Genomic DNA, 17,149 nt, shown 5'->3' with positions numbered 1-17,149 from the left:
CCCATGCCACGGAACAGACACCAGGCCACGACAGCGACAGCAGCCTGCCTGCTTCTGTTAACTGGGCTACTGACAAGCTGCGCGCTCGCCCCCACCGCCGACGACGCCCAGTCGACTCAGTGGCCCCCGCCCAAGGCCGACCGGTCGAAACAGGAGAACGCGGAGTTCTCCACCCGCCAACTCGAGACCCTCGAACGGGAGATGCCCGACCTCGCCCGGTCCATGGGAGCCAAGACCCTCGACACCCTCGGCGAAGAGACCTGCCAACCCACCACCCCCTACGAAAAGCGCCCCCTGCTCACCGAGGTCAGGGGAGTCGTCACCGTGGACGTCCGTGACGAGGACGTCGCCCGAAAGGTCGGCGCCTCCCTGCGTGCCCAAGCCGAGAAGCAGGGCTGGACCACCCGCCCCGACGAACAGTGGGGCTCCGGCAACGTCACCATGTACCAAGGCTCCCGACCCGACCTGGAACTCACTCTCACGTTGGCCTACGAGGACAGCGGGAACCGCCCACGCCTCACCCTCTACGCCAGCGCCCCCTGCTTGAAAATGCCCGAGGGACACAAGATGACCGTCTCCCGCCTCGACGACAGCGCAGACATCTTCAAGGACGGGCAGGGCGATACCCACGCCATCCCCGACGCCCAACCCGGGCCCGTCCCCCTGCCCGAATCCACCCAAACCCCCGTCCCCACGGGCCCGGAAGGCGTGACAGCCAGAGAGCCCTTCGACCCGTCGGCCCCCACCCCCTCGCCGACCTCCACAAAGGGCTTCCTCGACGACGCCGTCAAACGCCCCTGACAGACCGAGCACATGCCGCGACCCCCTCACCTCCGCGGAAGTGAGGGGGTCGCGGTCGTCGAGGGCCGGGTGGCCCGCCGTGCAGGTCAGGCCTGGGCGCGGGCCTTCTGCGCCTCGAAGCGCTCCCGCTGCGCGTCGAACTTCGCGCGCACCGACTCCGGCAGGGTGCCGCCGAACTTCTCGAGCCACTCGGCGATGAGCTCGTTCTCCGTCTCCCACTCGACCGGGTCGACCTTCAGTGCATCCTCGAGGTCGGCGTCCTTGACCTCGATGCCGGTCAGGTCGAGCGACTCCGGGGTCGGCACGTGGCCGATCGGGGTTTCGGTCGCGTCGGCCTTGCCTTCGAGACGTTCCACGACCCACTTGAGCACGCGCGAGTTCTCGCCGAAGCCGGGCCAGGCGAAGCCGCCGTCCCGGTTGCGACGGAACCAGTTCACCAGGTAGATGCGGGGCAGCTTCTCCGGGTCGCACTCACCCGAGACCTTGGCCCAGTGCGCCAGGTAGTCGCCGGCGTCGTAGCCGAGGAACGGCAGCATCGCCATCGGGTCGCGGCGAACCACGCCCACGGCGCCGGCGGCGGCCGCGGTGGTTTCCGAGGAGAGGGTCGCACCCTTGAGCACGCCGTCCTCCCAGTCGAAGGACTCGGTCACCAGCGGCACGGTGGTCTTGCGGCGGCCGCCGAAGAGGATCGCGTCGAGGCGCACGCCCGCCGGGTCGGTGTACTCGTCCGCCAGCATGTCGGTCTGGTTGATCGGGGTGCAGAACCGCGAGTTCGGGTGGGCCGCCGGGGTCCCGGACTCCGGGGTCCAGTCGTTGCCACGCCAGTCGGTCAGGTGCGCGGGCTTCTCCTCGGTCATGCCCTCCCACCAGACGCCGCCGTCGTCGGTGAGGGCGACGTTGGTGAAGATCGAGTTGCCCTTGGCGATGGCGCGCATCGCGTTCGGATTCGTGGACCAGCCGGTGCCCGGGGCGACGCCGAAGTAGCCGGCCTCCGGGTTGATGACGCGGAACTCGCCGTCCTTGCCCGGGCGGATCCAGGTGATGTCGTCGCCCAGGGTCTCGGCCTTCCAGCCCTCCACGGTCGGGTCGATGAGGGCGAGGTTGGTCTTGCCGCAGGCCGACGGGAAGGCACCGGCGATGTGGTACGCCTTGCCCTCCGGGCTGGTCAGCTTGAGGATCAGCATGTGCTCGGCGAGCCAGCCCTCGTCACGGGCCATGACCGAGGCGATGCGCAGCGCGTAGCACTTCTTGCCCAGCAGCGCGTTGCCGCCGTAGCCGGAACCGTAGGACCAGATCGAGCGCTCCTCGGGGAAGTGCACGATCCACTTGGTTTCGTTGCACGGCCACGGCACATCCTCCTGGCCGGGCTCGAGCGGAGCGCCCACCGAGTGCACGGCCGGCACGTAGAACGCCTGCTCAGCCGACATCTTCTCGAGCACCTCGGTGCCGATGCGGGCCATGATGCGCATGGACATCACCACGTAGGCGGAGTCCGTGAGCTCCACGCCGTACTTGGGGTCCTCGGCGTCAAGGTGGCCCATGACGAACGGGATGACGTACATGGTGCGGCCGCGCATGGAACCGGCGAACGCCTCGTCCAGGATGCCCCGCATCTTCGCGGGCTCCATCCAGTTGTTCGTGAATCCGGCGTCCTGCTCCTTCTCGGAGCAGATGAAGGTGCGGTCCTCGACGCGAGCGACATCGGCCGGGTCGGAGAACGCCGCATAGGAGTTCGGGAACTTGTCCTCGGCGAGCTTGGTCAGAGTGCCGGCCTCGACGAGTTCAGCGGCGAGGCGGTCGTTCTCTTCCTGCGAGCCGTCCACCCAGTGCACAGCGTCGGGCTGGGTGAGCTCGGCGACCCGAGCGACCCAGTCGAGCAGCTGGGCGTAGTCGGTGGGCGCGTTGGCGGTGGCACGCTCCGCGAACGCGGTGGTGGCGTTGTCAGCCATGGTGGGGATTCCTCCCATTGACGATCCTGGGCCGTTCCGCTCCACACACACGCAGGCGCGCGCCACCACGGGCGCAGCACCACATCATTGTGGTCTCGCGGTACGGGCAATGGTACCTGACGCCACCGGGCGCCCCGCCCGACGTCGGACCGGCAGCGCGCCCGCCCGAGCACGAACGACCAGCCGGTTTTGCATCGAGCGCGAACCCCGTGTAGAGTTTTACGAGTTCGAGGCGGAGACGCCCCGAACCGACAACAGAAGATGCGCCCATAGCTCAGCTGGATAGAGCGTCTGTCTACGGAACAGAAGGTCAGGGGTTCGAATCCCTTTGGGCGCACCATCCATGAAGGCCCCGGCGGTGACCGCCGGGGCCTTCGACGTGCCGGAGTCTTCGACGCGCCGGAGCCTCCTCATCCCTGGCGCGCAGGCGCGGGCCCTCCTCCTCTCAGACGGTCTCGGGCGTCACAAAGCGGAGCAGGTCGGCGTCCCGCCCGTCGAGCTCGGCCCAGACGCCCGGCACGCGGAACACCTGCAGCCCGGCCGGGGGCATCTGTTCGGCCATCTCGAGTGACGCGGACTGCTCCGACTCCACACTGAGCAGACGCAAGCCGAGCTCCTGCACCCACGGCATGTGCCCGATCACCAGCATCGCGCCCACCCGCTCCTCGGTCTCATTGATCACGCTGAGCGCGCGTGCCGCGTCGGCCCCGTAGAGACGTGAGTCGAGCGAGGCCGTCGGCGCCTCCTCCCCGAGCCGCTCACACACCCATACGCAGGTCTGCCGCGTGCGTTGGGCGTCAGAGCAGACGATCTGGTCCGGGCGCAGCCCCTGCTCGAGAATCCACTGCCCCATGCGCTGCGCCTGCTCATGCCCGGCAGCGGTCAGCTCGCGGTCGTGATCGTCGCCGCTGGCCGACCACCCGGCCTGGGCATGACGCATGACGAGCAGGGTCTTGGAGTGTGCGGAGGAGTGCATGGCCCCACCATACGGTCGTCGACCACGCGGACAGACGCCTCCGAGGAGCCGGGTTCGTTCCGCTCAGATGCTGTATTCGGGGGCCGCCCACACGACGACCTCGGGATGGCGGTAGAAGCGGTACCCCTGGCCGCGCACAGTGCGCACGGTGTTGGACAGCCGGCCGAGCTTGGAACGCAGGCGGCGGATGTGCACGTCGATCGTGCGCTCGTTCGGCGCGTCCTCGGCGTCTCCCCACAGGGCCTCGAGCAGCTCGTCACGGCCGACGGTGCGCTCATCGTTGTCGACGAGGTAGTTCAGCAGCTCGAACTCCTTGTAGGTCAGGTTCAGGACTTCCCCGTCGAGTTGGACCTCGCGCCGCGAGAGGTCGATGAGCACACCGGGCTGGCGCGTGGGCAGCGGGTGCGGGGCCCGGGCGAGGTCAGACCGCTCCGCCGACTGCAGGGTGGGGTCGCCAAGCACCTGGCGCACGACGTCGAGGTCGGCACCCTCGGCGCCCGCCGGGGCGATCGCGACGGCGGCATGGGACTGCGCTCCGGGAACGAGGGACTCGACGTAGTGCCGCAGCTCGTTCGCCAAGCGCGTCAGCGAGGTGCCGGCGGCCGAGGCGGCGAGCTCGTCCATCCCGACATAGAGCACGAAGCCGCGCGCCTCGTTCTCCTGAGCGACGGGAGTCAGGCCCGCGCCGCGGCCGCCCAGGACGGTGGCCGGGTCGTCGTTCTGGGGGGCGTCGGCATCCGTGGCCACACGCAGGGACGCACGGCGACCGCGCTCGGCCAACGCGGCGCGGCGCTGCGCCTCACGCACCGAGATGTGCACGTATCCGGCGTTCTCGCTCATGGATCCACTCCTTATGAACCGCGGGCCTGTCGGCACGGGCGGACCGAGCGGTCGCCTCACGCCCACCGTTCGGTCAAGGATGGTCCCGAGCGCCATGCCACGGCAAGTAACACAACGGCACGAATCTCACATCGTGAGCAGAATGAGGCCTTTTGTGCCCAAACTCATAATGCGCAACATCGCATAATCACCCAGGAGCGCGACTCCCCCGCAACCCCCAGACTCTCGGGATTTTCAGCGTGATGCGCTCTCACGAGCGTGACGCGCACGTGGAAAGTTATTCACCGCGGCATCCGATACTGTGCTCTGCACCTCATCCGCGCCGGACTGCAACCGTGAGTCTGCCGCCAGATGGACGAAACATTCCACGCTGCAGCACGGAAGGCATTATCGCCTCACTCCGCCAGCCCGTAGAGACGGTCGCCGGCGTCACCGAGTCCCGGCACGATGTACGACCTCTCGTCGAGCCTCTCGTCGACCGCCGCGAGGTACAGGTCAACGTCCATCTCGCCCGCGCGCTCCTCGAGTGTGGCCAGACCCTCGGGCGCGGCCAGCAGGCACACGCACGTCACCTTCTCGGCGCCGCGCTCGTAGAGGAAGCGGATCGCTTCGACGAGGGTGCCGCCGGTCGCGAGCATCGGGTCCAGCACGATGACGTGACGGCCGGTGAGGTCCTGGGGCAGGCGCTCCGCGTAGGTGACGATGTCGAGCGTCTCCTCGTTGCGGGCCATGCCGAGGAAGCCGACCTCGGCCGACGGGGCCATCTTGACCATGCCCTCGAGCATCCCGAGGCCGGCGCGCAGGATCGGCACGATCAGCGGCCGGGGCCGACGCAGCCGCGTGCCGGTGGTCGTGGCGACCGGCGTCTGAATCTGCACCTGCTCGACGGCGACGTCCCGCGTGGCCTCATAGCCGAGCAGCATCACCAGCTCCTCGGTGAGCTGACGGAAGATCATGGACGGAGTGGTCTTCTCCCGCAGGATCGTGAGCTTGTGGGCGATGAGGGGATGGTCGACGACGTGTACACGCATGGGTCCAACCTATCGCCCGCACCGCCGACGGACACGGGCGGCGCGGGCATGCACACGCGCTCATCGCGGACGCACGGATGCCTACCCTGGAGGCATGCAGACGCCCCGCGCCGCCGCCCCCGAGCCGACCGGTGCGCCCGAGCCGCCGTCGCCGTCGGCTAGCCGGGCGCAGCGGGGCACGCCCTCACCGGACGAGCACACGTGGATGGGCCTGGCCCTGGACGCGGCCCGTCGCGCCGAGGCGTCCCAGGACGTGCCGATCGGCGCGGTGGTCGTCGACGGGCAGGGTGAGGTGATCGCGAGCGCCTGCAACGAGCGCGAGGCCACCGACGACCCGACCGCCCACGCCGAGGTCCTCGCCCTGCGGGCGGCCGTACGCGCACGGCGCGACCACGAGCACGCCGACGGCTGGCGCCTGGCCGACTGCACGCTCGTCGTCACGCTCGAGCCGTGCCCCATGTGCGCCGGCGCCATGCTGCTGGCCCGCGTGCCCCGGGTCGTGTTCGGCGCGTGGGACGCCAAGGCCGGGGCGTGCGGCTCCGTGCTCGACGTGGTGCGGGAGCCTCGTTTCAACCACACGGTCGAGGTGCGCGGAGGCGTCCGCGAGGCCGAGTGCGCGGCGCTGCTGCGCGAGTTCTTCGCGCGTCGCCGCGGCTGACCCGAGCCCGCCACGCGGCGGGTCGAGGCGGCGCCGGGCGGGCAGGACGCGCGAGCGCCCGGCCCCGGCCACGGGGCCGGTTTGGGGAGTCGAGGCCGCCTCGGGTAGGCTGTCCCGGTCTGGTGACGTGTCCGAGCGGCCGAAGGTGCAGCACTCGAAATGCTGTGTACGGTAACCCCGTACCGTGGGTTCAAATCCCACCGTCACCGCCAGTTTCCGAAGGCCTCGACGCTCTCGCGTCGGGGCCTTCGTGGGTGTTTGCCCGGCTCAGCGGTGTTGACCCGCGTACGCGCAGCCGGGCCGAACGCCCCGCGCCTCCCCACGCACCACGGCCTCGCTTACACGACGGCGTCGAGGAAGCCCACCACCGCCTCGGCAGAGAAAGCCGGCCGCCGCACGTGCTCCGGCAGCCCCTGCGAGCGCACCCGAGCGGCCGCCGTGCCGTTCTGGCCGAGGCCCACCACGTGCTCGCCCCCGCGCACTTCATAGTGCGCACTCGGCACCCCGTGCCTGACGAGGGCCTCATACAGCACGGCGCTCTGTTCCTCGGGCACGACGTCATCCCCGGTGCCATGGACGATCAGCGTGGGCGGGGCCTGCCCATGCACATGGTGCAGCGGGCTCGCCTCGTCGGCGAGCGCGAGCGTCTGCGTCACGGGGCGGCCGAGCATCCGGGACTCATACCCGCGGTCGTCGGCGTGGCAGTGCCTCGTCCCGAGGTGCTCATTGAGCCGGCGGCACGCGCCGGGGCGCATGTGCTCGTCCAGGCTGCGCAGGTGCACGGGCGCGTAGAAGTCCACGACGGCCCGCACCGCGCTGGAGGTCCCCCAGTGCCCGCCCACGGTGCCGTCGTAACCGGGCCGTCCGGTCGTGTAGCCGACCATCAGAGCGGTCCAGCCGCCCGAAGAGCTGCCCCCGATCGCGATCCGGTCCGAGTCCAGGTCGAACGTGTCGGCCTCGGCCCGCAGCCACCGGACGGCGGCGTTCGCGTCGTGGACATGCGCGGGGAACGTCGCCTGCGCGGAGCTGCGCGTCGAGTATGCGGCCACGGCCCATCCGTGGGGAACCAGGGCACGGGCCAGGTCCTCACCATCGCGGTTGCCCGCGTCCGAGGTCCACCCCGAGCCGGAGGTCCACATCAGCACGGGGAAGGGGCCGACGCCCGGCGGCCGGTACAGGTCGAGCACCCCGGCGCGGTCGGGCAGCCGGGCGTAGCGCAGCCCGCGACGCGCGACCACGCCTGCGCTCCGCTCGACCGGGGCGTCCGGCCGGGCCCCGCCGACGTGACCGGAGGCGACGCCCACGCCGAGCGCTCCCAACGGCGCTGTCGTCCCGACGACGCTGAGCACGGTCCTGCGCTGCATGCCTGCGCCGCCTCCCTCCTCGCCGGCTCGAACGCCGGCCACGCCCGTCCAGGGCACGGGCTGACCTGCGCTGTTCCCGGTCCCGACGTCATCGTCTCGGAGGCCGGTGCAATGATGGTGTGCATGTCCGTCACGGTGTTGGCCATCGGCAAGAAGCACGAATCGTGGGTGTCCGAGGGGATCACTCGCTACGAGAAGCGCCTCACGAAGCCCTACGACCTGTCGTGGCGCCTTTTGCCGCACTCTTCCCGGCAGCAGGAGGCCGCCCGCGCCGAGGAGTCGCAGCGGATCCTCGCGAAGATCGCCCCGAGCGACCACGTGATCCTGCTCGACGAGCGCGGGACGGGCTTCGACTCCCCCGGCCTGGCCCGGCACCTGCAGTCGGCGTTCGACGTCGGCACGCCCGTCGTGCTCATCATCGGCGGCGCCTACGGGGTCGACGCGAGCGTGCACGAGCGTGCGGACCGCGTGTGGTCGCTCTCGGGGCTCGTGTTCCCCCATCAGCTCGTGCGGCTGATCCTCGCCGAGCAGGTCTACCGCGCGCAGGAGATCTCGGCCGGGCGGCCGTACCACCATGCCTGAGCAGGCCGTCGTTCCGGACGCCGAGGCCGTCCTCGCCCGCTTCTCCGCACCGACCCGCGCGTGGTTCACGGGCGCGTTCGAGGCCCCGACCGCGGCCCAGCTGGGCGCGTGGGACGCGGTGTCCTCCGGCCAGAACGCGCTCGTCGTCGCCCCGACCGGCTCGGGCAAGACCCTCTCGGCGTTCCTGTGGGCGCTCGACGGGTTCGTTCGTGAGGACGGTGCCGAGGCCGTCGGCGCGGACGGCGCCGGGCAGGACCCTGCGGACGCCGCGCCGCGACCGGCCACCCGTGTGCTGTACGTCTCCCCGCTCAAGGCCCTCGGCGTCGACGTGGAGCGGAACCTGCGCTCCCCGCTGATCGGCATCACCCAGACGGCCGCGCGTCTCGGCGTCCCCGCCCCCGATGTGCGGGTGGGCGTCCGCTCAGGAGACACCCCGGCCGCCGAACGGCGCCGGCTCGCGCAGGACCCGCCAGAGGTGCTCATCACGACGCCCGAATCCCTCTACCTGATGCTCACCTCCAAGGCCCGGTCCACGCTGGCCGGCGTCGACACGGTGATCGTCGACGAGGTCCACGCGGTCGCCGGGACGAAGCGCGGGGCGCACCTGGCGGTGAGCCTCGAGCGCCTCGACGAGCTGCTCGATCGGCCTGCGCAGCGCATCGGCCTGTCCGCGACCGTCGAGCCGGCGGAGGAGGTCGCCCGGTTCCTCGGTGGCGTGCAGCCGGTGACGGTGGTCCGGCCCGCCTCGACGAAGCGCTGGGATCTGACGGTGACCGTGCCCGTGCCGGACATGACCGACCTGGCGGGCACGCCCGCCCCCTCCGAGGGGACGGACCCCGGGCCCGACGGCGCGCTCACGGACGCGCCCGGCGGGTCGATCTGGCCGCACGTCGAGCACCGGATCGTGGACCTCGTCGCCGCGCACCGCTCCACGATCGTCTTCGCCAATTCCCGCCGCCAGGCCGAACGGCTCACGGACCGACTCAACGAGATCTGGGCGGGCCGGCACGACGCCGACGACGCGGCCGGGCCGGTCTCCGACGTCGCCCGCGCCCATCACGGATCCGTGTCGAAGGACCAGCGGGCGCTCGTCGAGGAGGCCCTGAAGACCGGGCGCATCCGCTGCGTGGTGGCCACGAGCTCACTCGAGCTGGGCATCGACATGGGCGCCGTCGACCTCGTGGTGCAGGTGTCCTCCCCGCCGTCGGTCGCCTCGGGCCTGCAGCGCGTGGGGCGCGCCGGCCACCAGGTCGGGGAGAGCTCGACGGGCGTGTTCTTCCCGCAGCACCGCGCGGACCTTGTGGACACCGCCGTCGTGGCCGAGCGCATGCGGGCCGGACTGATCGAGCCGCTGCGCGTGCCCGCCCACCCGCTCGACGTGCTCGCGCAGCAGACCGTGGCGGCGGTCGCCGTCGAGGACCTCGACGACCAGGCCTGGCTGGACACGGTGCGTCGCTCGGCGCCGTTCAGCTCCCTGCCGGCCTCGGCGTACGAGTCCGTGCTGGACCTGCTCGCCGGCCGGTACCCCTCCGACGAGTTCGCCGAGCTGCGCCCGCGCATCCTCTGGGACCGCGAGAACGGCGTGCTGGCGGCCCGGCCCGGCGCCCAGCGCCTCGCGGTGACCTCCGGCGGCACCATCCCGGACCGCGGCCTGTTCGGCGTCTTCCTCGCCACCGACGGGGCCGGCCCGTCCGACGCCGCCGACGACGAGAGCGCGGGCCGGAACGGGGCCCGGAGCGGGAACCGGGGCGCGGACACCGCCGGTTCGGCCCGTTCGGGCGGGCGCCGCGTCGGGGAGCTGGACGAGGAGATGGTCTACGAGTCCCGCGTGGGCGACGTGATCCTGCTCGGTGCGACGAGCTGGCAGATCGTCGAGATCACGGCGGACCGCGTGCTCGTGCTGCCCGCCTACGGCCAGCCCGGCAAGCTGCCCTTCTGGCGGGGCGACGCGGCCGGGCGGCCGGCGCAGCTGGGCGAGGCCGTGGGCCGCTTCCGGCGCGAGACGGACGCGGACCCCGCCGCCGCCCGTGAGCGCCTGGAGGCGGCGGGGCTCGACGCCTGGTCCGCGGACAACCTGCTGGCCTATCTGCGCGAGCAGCGAGAGGCCGTGGGCCTGCTGCCGAGCGAGCAGGGGCTCGTCGTCGAGCGGTTCACGGATGAGCTGGGCGACTGGCGCGTGGTGCTGCACTCCCCGTTCGGCATGGGCGTGCATGCTCCCTGGGCGCTCGCGGTCGGGGCGCGCCTGCAGCAGCGCTACGGCATCGAGACGTCCTCGGGCGCGGCCATGGCCGCCGACGACGGCATCGTGCTGCGCCTGCCGTACATGGACACCGAGCCGCCCGGGGCCGAGCTGTTCGAGTTCACGGCCGAGGAGCTGGAGCAGCTCGTCACCGAAGAGGTCGGCGGCTCGGCCCTGTTCGCGGCCCGGTTCCGGGAGAACGCGGCCCGGTCGCTCCTGCTGCCCCGCCGCAGCCCCGGCAAGCGCACACCCCTGTGGCAGCAGCGGCAGCGCTCGGCACAGCTGCTCGACGTCGCCCGGAAGCACCCGTCGTTCCCGGTGATCCTGGAGACGGTCCGCGAGGTGCTGCAGGACGTGTACGACCTGCCCGCGCTCACCGACGTGGCCGGGCGCATCGCCGGACGGCGGATCCGCATCGCGGAGGTGACGACTGCCGCGCCCAGCCCGTTCGCGCAGTCGCTGCTGTTCGGCTACGTCGCACAGTTCATCTACGAGGGCGACTCGCCGCTGGCCGAGCGCCGTGCCGCCGCCCTGTCCCTCGACCCGGGTCTGCTCTCGGACCTGCTCGGGGCCGACCGGCTGCGCGAGCTGCTCGACGCCGACGTGATCGCGGCGGTCGAGGCGCAGGCCCAGCGTCTAGCGCCCGACCGACGGGTCAGCGGTCTCGAGGGCCTGGCGGACCTGTTGCGAATCGTCGGCCCGCTCAGCGTCGACGAGGCCGCCCGGCGCACCGTCGAGCAGGAGGCGGCCCAGACGGCCGACCGGCTGGCCGAGCTCGAGCGCACGGCCCGGGCGTTCCGCGTGCGCTGGGGCGGCGTCGAACGGTACGCCGCGGTCGAGGACGCCGCCCGGCTGCGGGACGCGCTGGGCGCCCCGATCCCCCACGGCGTGCCCGCCGCGTTCCTGGAGCCGGTCGACGACCCACTCGCAGACCTCGTGTCCCGGTACGCCCGCACCCACGGCCCGTTCACCGCCGGCGAGGCCGCCGCGGCGCTCGGGCTGGGCGCCGCCGTCGTGCTGCCCGTGCTGCAGCGGCTGGCCGCGGAGCGCCGCGTCAGCACGGGCGCGTTCCGCCCCGGAGGGGACGCCCCCGCGGCGGGTCCGGACGCCGAGTGGTGCGAGACGAGCGTGCTGCAGCGCATCCGCCGCCGCAGCCTCGCGGCCCTGCGGGCGGAGGTCGAACCGGTGGACCAGGCCGCCTACGCCCGCTTCCTCGCCGACTGGCAGCATCTGCGCCCGCGCCCGGCGGACCGCGAGGGGGAACACCGCTCACCGGCCACCCTCGAAGGCGTCGACGGGGTCGCCGTCGTGCTCGACCAGCTCGCGGGCACGCCGCTGCCAGCGAGCGCGTGGGAGTCGCTCGTGCTGCCCGCCCGTGTGCGCGACTACGCGTCCGGCATGCTCGACGAGCTGCTCTCAACCGGCGAGTACGTGTGGTCCGCCACGGCGGCAGGAACCGGCGACGACGGCTGGATCGCGCTGCATCCGGCGGACACGATCGACCTGACGCTGCGCCCGCCGCAGGCCGAGGCCGAGACCGACGCGTCCGGGCTGAGGGCGCTGGTCCTGCAGGCGCTCGACGGCACCGGAGCCTGGTTCTTCGGCCCGCTGTGCGACCGCGTCGCGGCGCAGGCACAGGCCGAGGGCGGCACCGCGCCGACCCCGGCCGAGGTGCTCGCGGCGCTGTGGGAGCTGGTCTGGGCCGGCAGGGTCGGAAACGACACCTTCGCCCCCGTGCGCGGGCTGCTCTCGGGTGGCCGGACGGCGCACAAGACGGCCGCGCGCACCCCGCGCGTGCGCACCGCCCGGCTCGGCGGGGCTCGAGGCGGACTCGCCGCCGCCCGCGGCGCTCACGGTGCAGCTCCCGCCCGGGGCCGGTCGTCCCTGCGCGCAGCGGGGCGCTCCGGCGCGGCCGGGCTGCGTTCCGGGGCGGCCGACGCGCCGCCGGGCACGGCGTCGCTCACCCCCGCCGAACGGGCCCGTGCGGCCGGACGCTGGTCGCTGCTGCCCGAGGCCGAACAGGACCCGACCGTCCGCGCCCACGCAACCGCGGAGGTGCTGCTGGACCGCTGCGGCGTCATCACGCGCGGGGCGGTCGTCGCCGAGGACGTGCCCGGCGGCTTCGCCGCGCAGTACCGGCTGCTCACCCGGATGGAGGAGGCCGGGCAGGTGCGCCGCGGGCACTTCGTCGACCGGCTCGGCGGGGCCCAGTTCTCGACGGGGGCCGTCGTCGACCGGCTGCGCAGCTTCCAGCACGACGTCGACGCGACGGACAGCCCGTCGACGTCCGGCCCCGTGCCCCGTGCCGGCGGCGCCTCCGCCTCCGCCTCCGCCTCCGGAAGCGTCCCTGCCGCGCTGGCTCTGGCCGCCACGGACCCCGCCAACCCCTACGGGGCGGCCCTCGACTGGCCCGATGTGCCGGCCGGAGCCGACGGGGTCACGCCCACGGGACACCGGCCGGGGCGCAAGGCCGGGGCGATCGTCGTGCTGTGCGAGGGACACCTGGTCCTCTACCTCGAGCGCGGCGGCCGCACCCTGCTGTGCTTCGACGACGCCCCCGACCGTCTGGAGGCCGCGGCGGCGGCGCTCGTGTGGGCTCTGCGGCGGGCCCGGACGGACCGCCTCGCGCTCGAGAAGGCCAACGGCGCGGGCATCCTCGGCACCCCGCTGGCCGAAGCCCTGCTGCGCGCCGGGTTCTACTCCTCGCCCAGCGGGCTGCGGTTCCGTGCCTGAGCGGGTCAGGCCGGGGTAGGTTCACGCCCATGGACGAGACCACCACTCCGGACCGCACCGCAGCCGACGCGCCGTCTCTCACCCCGTTCCTCATGTTCGAGGGCGAGGCCGGCGCCGCGATGGACGCCTACACCACCGCATTCGAGGGCGTCGTCCCCGTCCGGGAGGTGCGCCGCGACCTCTTCGACGCCTCTACCCCGCGCGGGGCCGAGTGGGAGGGCAAGGTGCTGCACGGCGAACTCGAGATCGCCGGACAGCGCCTGAGGTTCTTCGACTCGTTCGCCCCGCACGAGTTCACGTTCACCCCCGCGATCAGCCTCTTCGTCGAGCTGACCTCGCCGGAAGCGGTGGACGCGGTCCACGACGCGCTGCTCGCCGGCGGTGGTCGGGACTTCATGCCCCCGGGCGACTACGGATTCTCCCGCCGCTTCGCGTGGGTCGGGGACCGCTTCGGCGTCACCTGGCAGCTCAACGCGGCCTGACCGGCCGACCTGCCCGTCCGCGGCAACGCCCTCAGCACCGCACGATGGCCCGGCGGGTCACTGCGGCAGCACCTTGAAGGAGATCTCCTCGGTCTCTTCGTCGTACCCGACGGCGGTCACCTTGATGTCGATCTCCTGACCGAAATCCGCCTCCGCCGTGCACATGGTGACCGACTCCTCGTGGTCCTGTTCCTCGGCGTCCGGGTCGAAGCTGATGCCGTCCTCACAGTCCGCGTCCTTGAAGCTGTCGATGGACTCGATCTCCTTCTCGACGTCGTCCGCGGAGAGCGACGGGGTCCCGAGACCGCAGCCGGTCACCGAGAGCATGAGGGAGCCGGCCACGACGGCCAGGGGGAACGCGCGCTTCATCAGATCCTGCTTTCATCGAGTCACGAGTGGGACTCGAACAGTCTTATCCCCGGGCAGGCAGCCCGCAACACGGCACCGCACCGTCAACCCGCTCCGACGGCAGAATCGCGGTCGCAGAAATGAGTCAGAAAGAGGACGCTCATGCCTGAGGGCGACTCGCTCGTCCGCGCCGCCCACCGGCTGCGCCCGGTGCTCGCTGGCCGCGCCCTGACGGCCGCGCAGCTGCGCGTGCCCCGCCACGCGACCGCGGACCTGACAGGCTGGACCATCACGGCGGTGATCCCGCGGGCGAAGTACGTGCTGATGCGGCTCACACCGCCCGGCTCCGGGGACGCCGACGACCCGCGCGGGCTCACCCTGCTCTCCCATCTGAAGATGGAGGGCCGCTGGCGCGTCTGTGCGCCAGGCGAGCGCTGGCCCGCACCCGCCCACCGGATCCGGGCCGTGTTGGAGACCGACGACGTCCAGGTGCTCGGCATCGAGCTGGGCCTGCTCGAGCTGCTGCCGACCGCCGAGGAGGACACGCGGCTCGGCTTCCTGGGCCCCGACCTGCTCGACCCCGCGTGGACTCCCGCGTCGCTGCGGGCGGCCGTCGCGGCCCTGCGATCCCGCCCCGCGCTGCCGATCGGCGCCGCGCTGCTCGACCAGCGGCTCGTGGCGGGGCTGGGCAACATCTACCGATGCGAGGCGCTGCTGCTGGCGGGGATCGACCCGCACCGCCCGGTCGCGGAGGTCGAGGACCTGCCCGGCCTCGTGACGCTCGCCCGCGACCTGATGCGCGCCAACGTGCCGCCCGCCGCCCCGGCCGAAGGGGCCGCCCGCCGCACCACCGGCGTGCGCCCGGACCCCGACGCCCCGTTCGGCGTGCGCGTGCTCGTGCCCCACGCCGCCGCCTGGCCCGCTCCACCCGCTGCGCACGGCACAGCAGCCCCGGAGTCACGTGGCCGCGCCCGCCGTCCGGCGCCGTCGTACTGGGTGTACGGGCACGACCGGCAGCCCTGCCTGCGTTGCGGCGGACCCGTGACGCGAGGGGAACTGGGCGCAGGCGACGGCCCGGCCCGTCGCCTATGGTGGTGTCGCCGCTGCCAGAGCTGAGGGCCGTCGAGCGCGTCAGACCCCTTATCTGAGCCGCGTGCCCGTCACCTGAGCCGAGGAGGACACCCCGTGGCCGACCCGTTCCCCGACGACCCGCGCAGCCAGACCGTCGCCCTCGTCCTCGCCGGTGGCCGCGGCAGCCGGCTGGCCCCGCTCACCGACGCGCGGTCCAAGCCCGCCGTCCCGTTCGCGGGGCAGTACCGGCTGATCGACGTCGCGCTGACCACGCTCGCGCACTCGGGCGTACACGACGTGTGGGTCGTCGAGCAGTACCGCCCGTTCACGCTGAATCAGCATCTGGCTGGCGGCCGCCCGTGGGACCTCGACGGCACCCGCCACGGTCTGCGGCTGCTGCCCCCGGCCCAGGGCCGCGACGAGGAGGGCTTCGCCCGCGGCAACGGCCACGCCCTGCACCAGCAGCTCGCCCCGCTGCGCCAGTTCGGCGCGGGCACCGTGATCATCATGAGCGCCGACCACCTCTACCGGATAGATCTGCGTCCCGTCCTGGCCCAGCACCGCGAGCGCGGCTCCGAGCTGACGGTGGTGACCACACAGGTGGACGAGGACGCCTCGCGCTTCGGGGTCGTGCAGACCGACGCCGACGGCCGCGTCACCGACTACGACTACAAACCTGACGCGCCCGCCACTGACGTGGTGGCGACGGAGATCTTCGTCGCCGACATCGAGGCGCTGACCGAGGTGACCCAGTCCCTGCTCACCGCGCCCGCCGACCGTCCCGGAGAGACGGTGGACGACGACGACCCGGTGGGCGCCGAGCTCGGCGACTACGGCGAGACGATCATCCCCGCCCTGGTGCGGCGCGGCCGCGCCCACGAGTACCGGCACCGCGGGTATTGGAAGGACGTCGGGACGATCGACGCCTACTACCAGGCGCACATGCAGCTGCTGCGCGGTGAGGGGCTCGACCTGACCGACGAGCGCTGGCCGCTGCTGTCGAACTTCCGCGCGGTGCCGCCGGCGATGATCGACGCACGCGCCGAGGTCCGCGGCAGCCTGGTCTGCCCTGGAGCGCGCGTGGCCGGACGGGTCGAGGAGTCGGTGATCGGCCCGCGCGTCGTCGTCGAGCCCGGGGCCAGTGTGCGCCGCAGCGTGCTGCTCGGCTCGGCCACCGTCCCCGCGGGGGCGCATCTGGACGCCGTCGTGGCGGACGTGGGCGCTGAGATCCCGGCGGAGCGCACGGGCGAGTCGAAGCCCGGGCCGGGCAACATCACCGTGCTCGTGCCCGCCGACCGCGACGCACCCGGTGACGAGACCACCGGCGCCGGCGAAGTCCCGCTGGACTGAGCCGCCACCCCCCATCCGAAGCAGGGCGTGCGGAGAGCAGACAAGTCACTCATCACGGCCCGGGATGGAGAAATTCGGCCCGTTTCTCTTCAGCTTCCCCAGCTCCACCATCGACGGATCATCCGAACACGGGCTGTGCCACATCACACGAGAGTGCCCAGACGAATTATCCACCGACAACTGTCGACCATCCGCCGCTCTGCCACCGACGAAGAACGACTTTCTCTGCTCCGCCGAGGACGGGTCCGTGATGTTCCCCGACAATTCGTACCCCGTCAGCCCCACAAGCTCATGACCCTGCCGCAACCGCTTCTGCGGATCCGCCTCCGGCACATCAAACCCCAACGCCAAACGCCACCTGCCCGACCCGCACTCGACGATGTCCCCGTACTGGAGCCCGTCCAGCCCGGCCGAGAACCGTTCCCGCTCACCCGAAGCGACCCCGGGCCCGTACACCTGTCGCGCATGATCGAGAATCAAACGCCCCTCTCCCAGATACTGCTCAGCCTCACTGCCCGCAGACTCTTCCACAGCCTTGACCTCGTCAGGAAGCATCTCGTCTCCTCCGCATCCGGTGATGGCGATCGACGCCAGCACCACGCTCACCCACAGCACTGCCTTCGACCCGTAACTCATCGCACCCACTCGAGCACCTCCTCCTGCTCTCCCTGATAGAGCCTCCGTGTGACGTTGAACGACTGAGTGCCGCGTTCGTCATAGCCCCG

Annotated in this window: 14 protein-coding genes and 2 tRNA genes; 9 read left to right on the top strand and 7 right to left on the bottom strand. The window is 72.2% G+C overall.

The window, feature by feature from the left end; all coding sequences use genetic code 11:
* Positions 1-3: 3 nt before the first annotated feature.
* A complete protein-coding gene (locus tag HDA30_RS10165; protein ID WP_158497181.1) occupies positions 4-801 on the top strand; it encodes a hypothetical protein in 798 nt (265 codons plus the stop codon).
* A gap of 86 nt (positions 802-887) precedes the next feature.
* On the opposite strand, the gene HDA30_RS10160 is transcribed toward HDA30_RS10165, so the two are convergent.
* Positions 888-2,750: a phosphoenolpyruvate carboxykinase (GTP) gene (locus tag HDA30_RS10160; protein WP_184242162.1), complete on the bottom strand. Its 1,863-nt coding sequence runs from the start codon at positions 2,748-2,750 to the stop codon at positions 888-890.
* Between the two features lie 263 nt (positions 2,751-3,013).
* Between HDA30_RS10160 and HDA30_RS10155 the strand changes: the two genes are divergently transcribed.
* A tRNA-Arg gene (locus HDA30_RS10155) sits at positions 3,014-3,090 on the top strand.
* A gap of 105 nt (positions 3,091-3,195) precedes the next feature.
* On the opposite strand, the gene HDA30_RS10150 is transcribed toward HDA30_RS10155, so the two are convergent.
* The 3 genes from HDA30_RS10150 to upp all read right to left on the bottom strand — a co-directional run bounded on the left by HDA30_RS10150 (position 3,196) and on the right by upp (position 5,597).
* Positions 3,196-3,726 carry a SixA phosphatase family protein gene (locus HDA30_RS10150; RefSeq protein WP_184242160.1) on the bottom strand — a complete coding sequence of 177 codons (531 nt, stop codon included), beginning with the start codon at positions 3,724-3,726 and terminating at the stop codon, positions 3,196-3,198.
* A gap of 63 nt (positions 3,727-3,789) precedes the next feature.
* On the bottom strand, positions 3,790-4,566 hold the full coding sequence (locus tag HDA30_RS10145) for a winged helix-turn-helix domain-containing protein (RefSeq protein WP_184242157.1): 777 nt from the start codon (positions 4,564-4,566) through the stop codon (positions 3,790-3,792).
* A 395-nt stretch (positions 4,567-4,961) separates the two neighbouring features.
* Positions 4,962-5,597 (bottom strand): uracil phosphoribosyltransferase, encoded by a 636-nt coding sequence (gene upp / locus HDA30_RS10140; RefSeq protein WP_184242155.1) that lies wholly within the window; start codon positions 5,595-5,597, stop codon positions 4,962-4,964.
* Between the two features lie 205 nt (positions 5,598-5,802).
* On the opposite strand from upp, the gene tadA reads away from it, so the two are divergent.
* Positions 5,803-6,255, top strand: coding sequence for a tRNA adenosine(34) deaminase TadA (gene tadA, locus HDA30_RS10135; protein WP_246418931.1), 453 nt, complete (start codon positions 5,803-5,805; stop codon positions 6,253-6,255).
* Between the two features lie 121 nt (positions 6,256-6,376).
* A tRNA-Ser gene (locus HDA30_RS10130) sits at positions 6,377-6,467 on the top strand.
* Between the two features lie 126 nt (positions 6,468-6,593).
* On the opposite strand, the gene HDA30_RS10125 is transcribed toward HDA30_RS10130, so the two are convergent.
* Positions 6,594-7,619 (bottom strand): alpha/beta hydrolase, encoded by a 1,026-nt coding sequence (locus HDA30_RS10125; protein WP_184242151.1) that lies wholly within the window; start codon positions 7,617-7,619, stop codon positions 6,594-6,596.
* Positions 7,620-7,742: 123 nt separating this feature from the next.
* On the opposite strand from HDA30_RS10125, the gene HDA30_RS10120 reads away from it, so the two are divergent.
* The 3 genes from HDA30_RS10120 to HDA30_RS10110 are packed head-to-tail and all read left to right on the top strand — an operon-like array spanning position 7,743 to position 13,655.
* Complete coding sequence (locus HDA30_RS10120; protein WP_184242148.1) at positions 7,743-8,201, top strand: 23S rRNA (pseudouridine(1915)-N(3))-methyltransferase RlmH; 459 nt, start codon at positions 7,743-7,745, stop codon at positions 8,199-8,201.
* A complete protein-coding gene (locus HDA30_RS10115) occupies positions 8,194-13,173 on the top strand; it encodes an Lhr family helicase (protein WP_184242146.1) in 4,980 nt (1,659 codons plus the stop codon). Before HDA30_RS10120 ends, HDA30_RS10115 begins: the two co-directional genes overlap by 8 nt.
* 29 nt (positions 13,174-13,202) lie before the next feature.
* Entirely contained in the window at positions 13,203-13,655 is a 453-nt protein-coding gene (locus HDA30_RS10110) for a VOC family protein (RefSeq protein ID WP_158497082.1), read from the top strand.
* Between the two features lie 57 nt (positions 13,656-13,712).
* Here HDA30_RS10110 and HDA30_RS10105 read toward each other — a convergent pair whose 3' ends face one another.
* Entirely contained in the window at positions 13,713-14,024 is a 312-nt protein-coding gene (locus HDA30_RS10105) for a hypothetical protein (protein ID WP_184242144.1), read from the bottom strand.
* Positions 14,025-14,165: 141 nt separating this feature from the next.
* On the opposite strand from HDA30_RS10105, the gene HDA30_RS10100 reads away from it, so the two are divergent.
* Positions 14,166-15,119, top strand: coding sequence for a DNA-formamidopyrimidine glycosylase family protein (locus HDA30_RS10100; protein WP_184242142.1), 954 nt, complete (start codon positions 14,166-14,168; stop codon positions 15,117-15,119).
* Positions 15,120-15,188: 69 nt separating this feature from the next.
* A complete protein-coding gene (locus HDA30_RS10095; protein ID WP_184242140.1) occupies positions 15,189-16,424 on the top strand; it encodes a sugar phosphate nucleotidyltransferase in 1,236 nt (411 codons plus the stop codon).
* A gap of 45 nt (positions 16,425-16,469) precedes the next feature.
* On the opposite strand, the gene HDA30_RS10090 is transcribed toward HDA30_RS10095, so the two are convergent.
* Positions 16,470-17,030 (bottom strand): hypothetical protein, encoded by a 561-nt coding sequence (locus tag HDA30_RS10090; RefSeq protein ID WP_158497180.1) that lies wholly within the window; start codon positions 17,028-17,030, stop codon positions 16,470-16,472.
* Between the last annotated feature and the right edge of the window lie 119 nt (positions 17,031-17,149).

Source organism: Micrococcus cohnii, from assembly GCF_014205175.1.
Lineage (GTDB): Bacteria > Actinomycetota > Actinomycetes > Actinomycetales > Micrococcaceae > Micrococcus > Micrococcus cohnii.
The sequence above is the reverse complement of the archived record's forward strand: the minus strand, read 5'-3'. Positions and strand labels throughout refer to the sequence as shown.

Coding starts and splice junctions, on each gene's coding strand:
- HDA30_RS10165 (WP_158497181.1), top strand. CDS start 4: ATGCCACGGAACAGACACCAGGCCACGACAGCGACAGCAGCCTGCCTG.
- HDA30_RS10160 (WP_184242162.1), bottom strand. CDS start 2,750: ATGGCTGACAACGCCACCACCGCGTTCGCGGAGCGTGCCACCGCCAAC.
- HDA30_RS10150 (WP_184242160.1), bottom strand. CDS start 3,726: ATGCACTCCTCCGCACACTCCAAGACCCTGCTCGTCATGCGTCATGCC.
- HDA30_RS10145 (WP_184242157.1), bottom strand. CDS start 4,566: ATGAGCGAGAACGCCGGATACGTGCACATCTCGGTGCGTGAGGCGCAG.
- upp (WP_184242155.1), bottom strand. CDS start 5,597: ATGCGTGTACACGTCGTCGACCATCCCCTCATCGCCCACAAGCTCACG.
- tadA (WP_246418931.1), top strand. CDS start 5,803: ATGGGCCTGGCCCTGGACGCGGCCCGTCGCGCCGAGGCGTCCCAGGAC.
- HDA30_RS10125 (WP_184242151.1), bottom strand. CDS start 7,619: ATGCAGCGCAGGACCGTGCTCAGCGTCGTCGGGACGACAGCGCCGTTG.
- HDA30_RS10120 (WP_184242148.1), top strand. CDS start 7,743: ATGTCCGTCACGGTGTTGGCCATCGGCAAGAAGCACGAATCGTGGGTG.
- HDA30_RS10115 (WP_184242146.1), top strand. CDS start 8,194: ATGCCTGAGCAGGCCGTCGTTCCGGACGCCGAGGCCGTCCTCGCCCGC.
- HDA30_RS10110 (WP_158497082.1), top strand. CDS start 13,203: ATGGACGAGACCACCACTCCGGACCGCACCGCAGCCGACGCGCCGTCT.
- HDA30_RS10105 (WP_184242144.1), bottom strand. CDS start 14,024: ATGAAGCGCGCGTTCCCCCTGGCCGTCGTGGCCGGCTCCCTCATGCTC.
- HDA30_RS10100 (WP_184242142.1), top strand. CDS start 14,166: ATGCCTGAGGGCGACTCGCTCGTCCGCGCCGCCCACCGGCTGCGCCCG.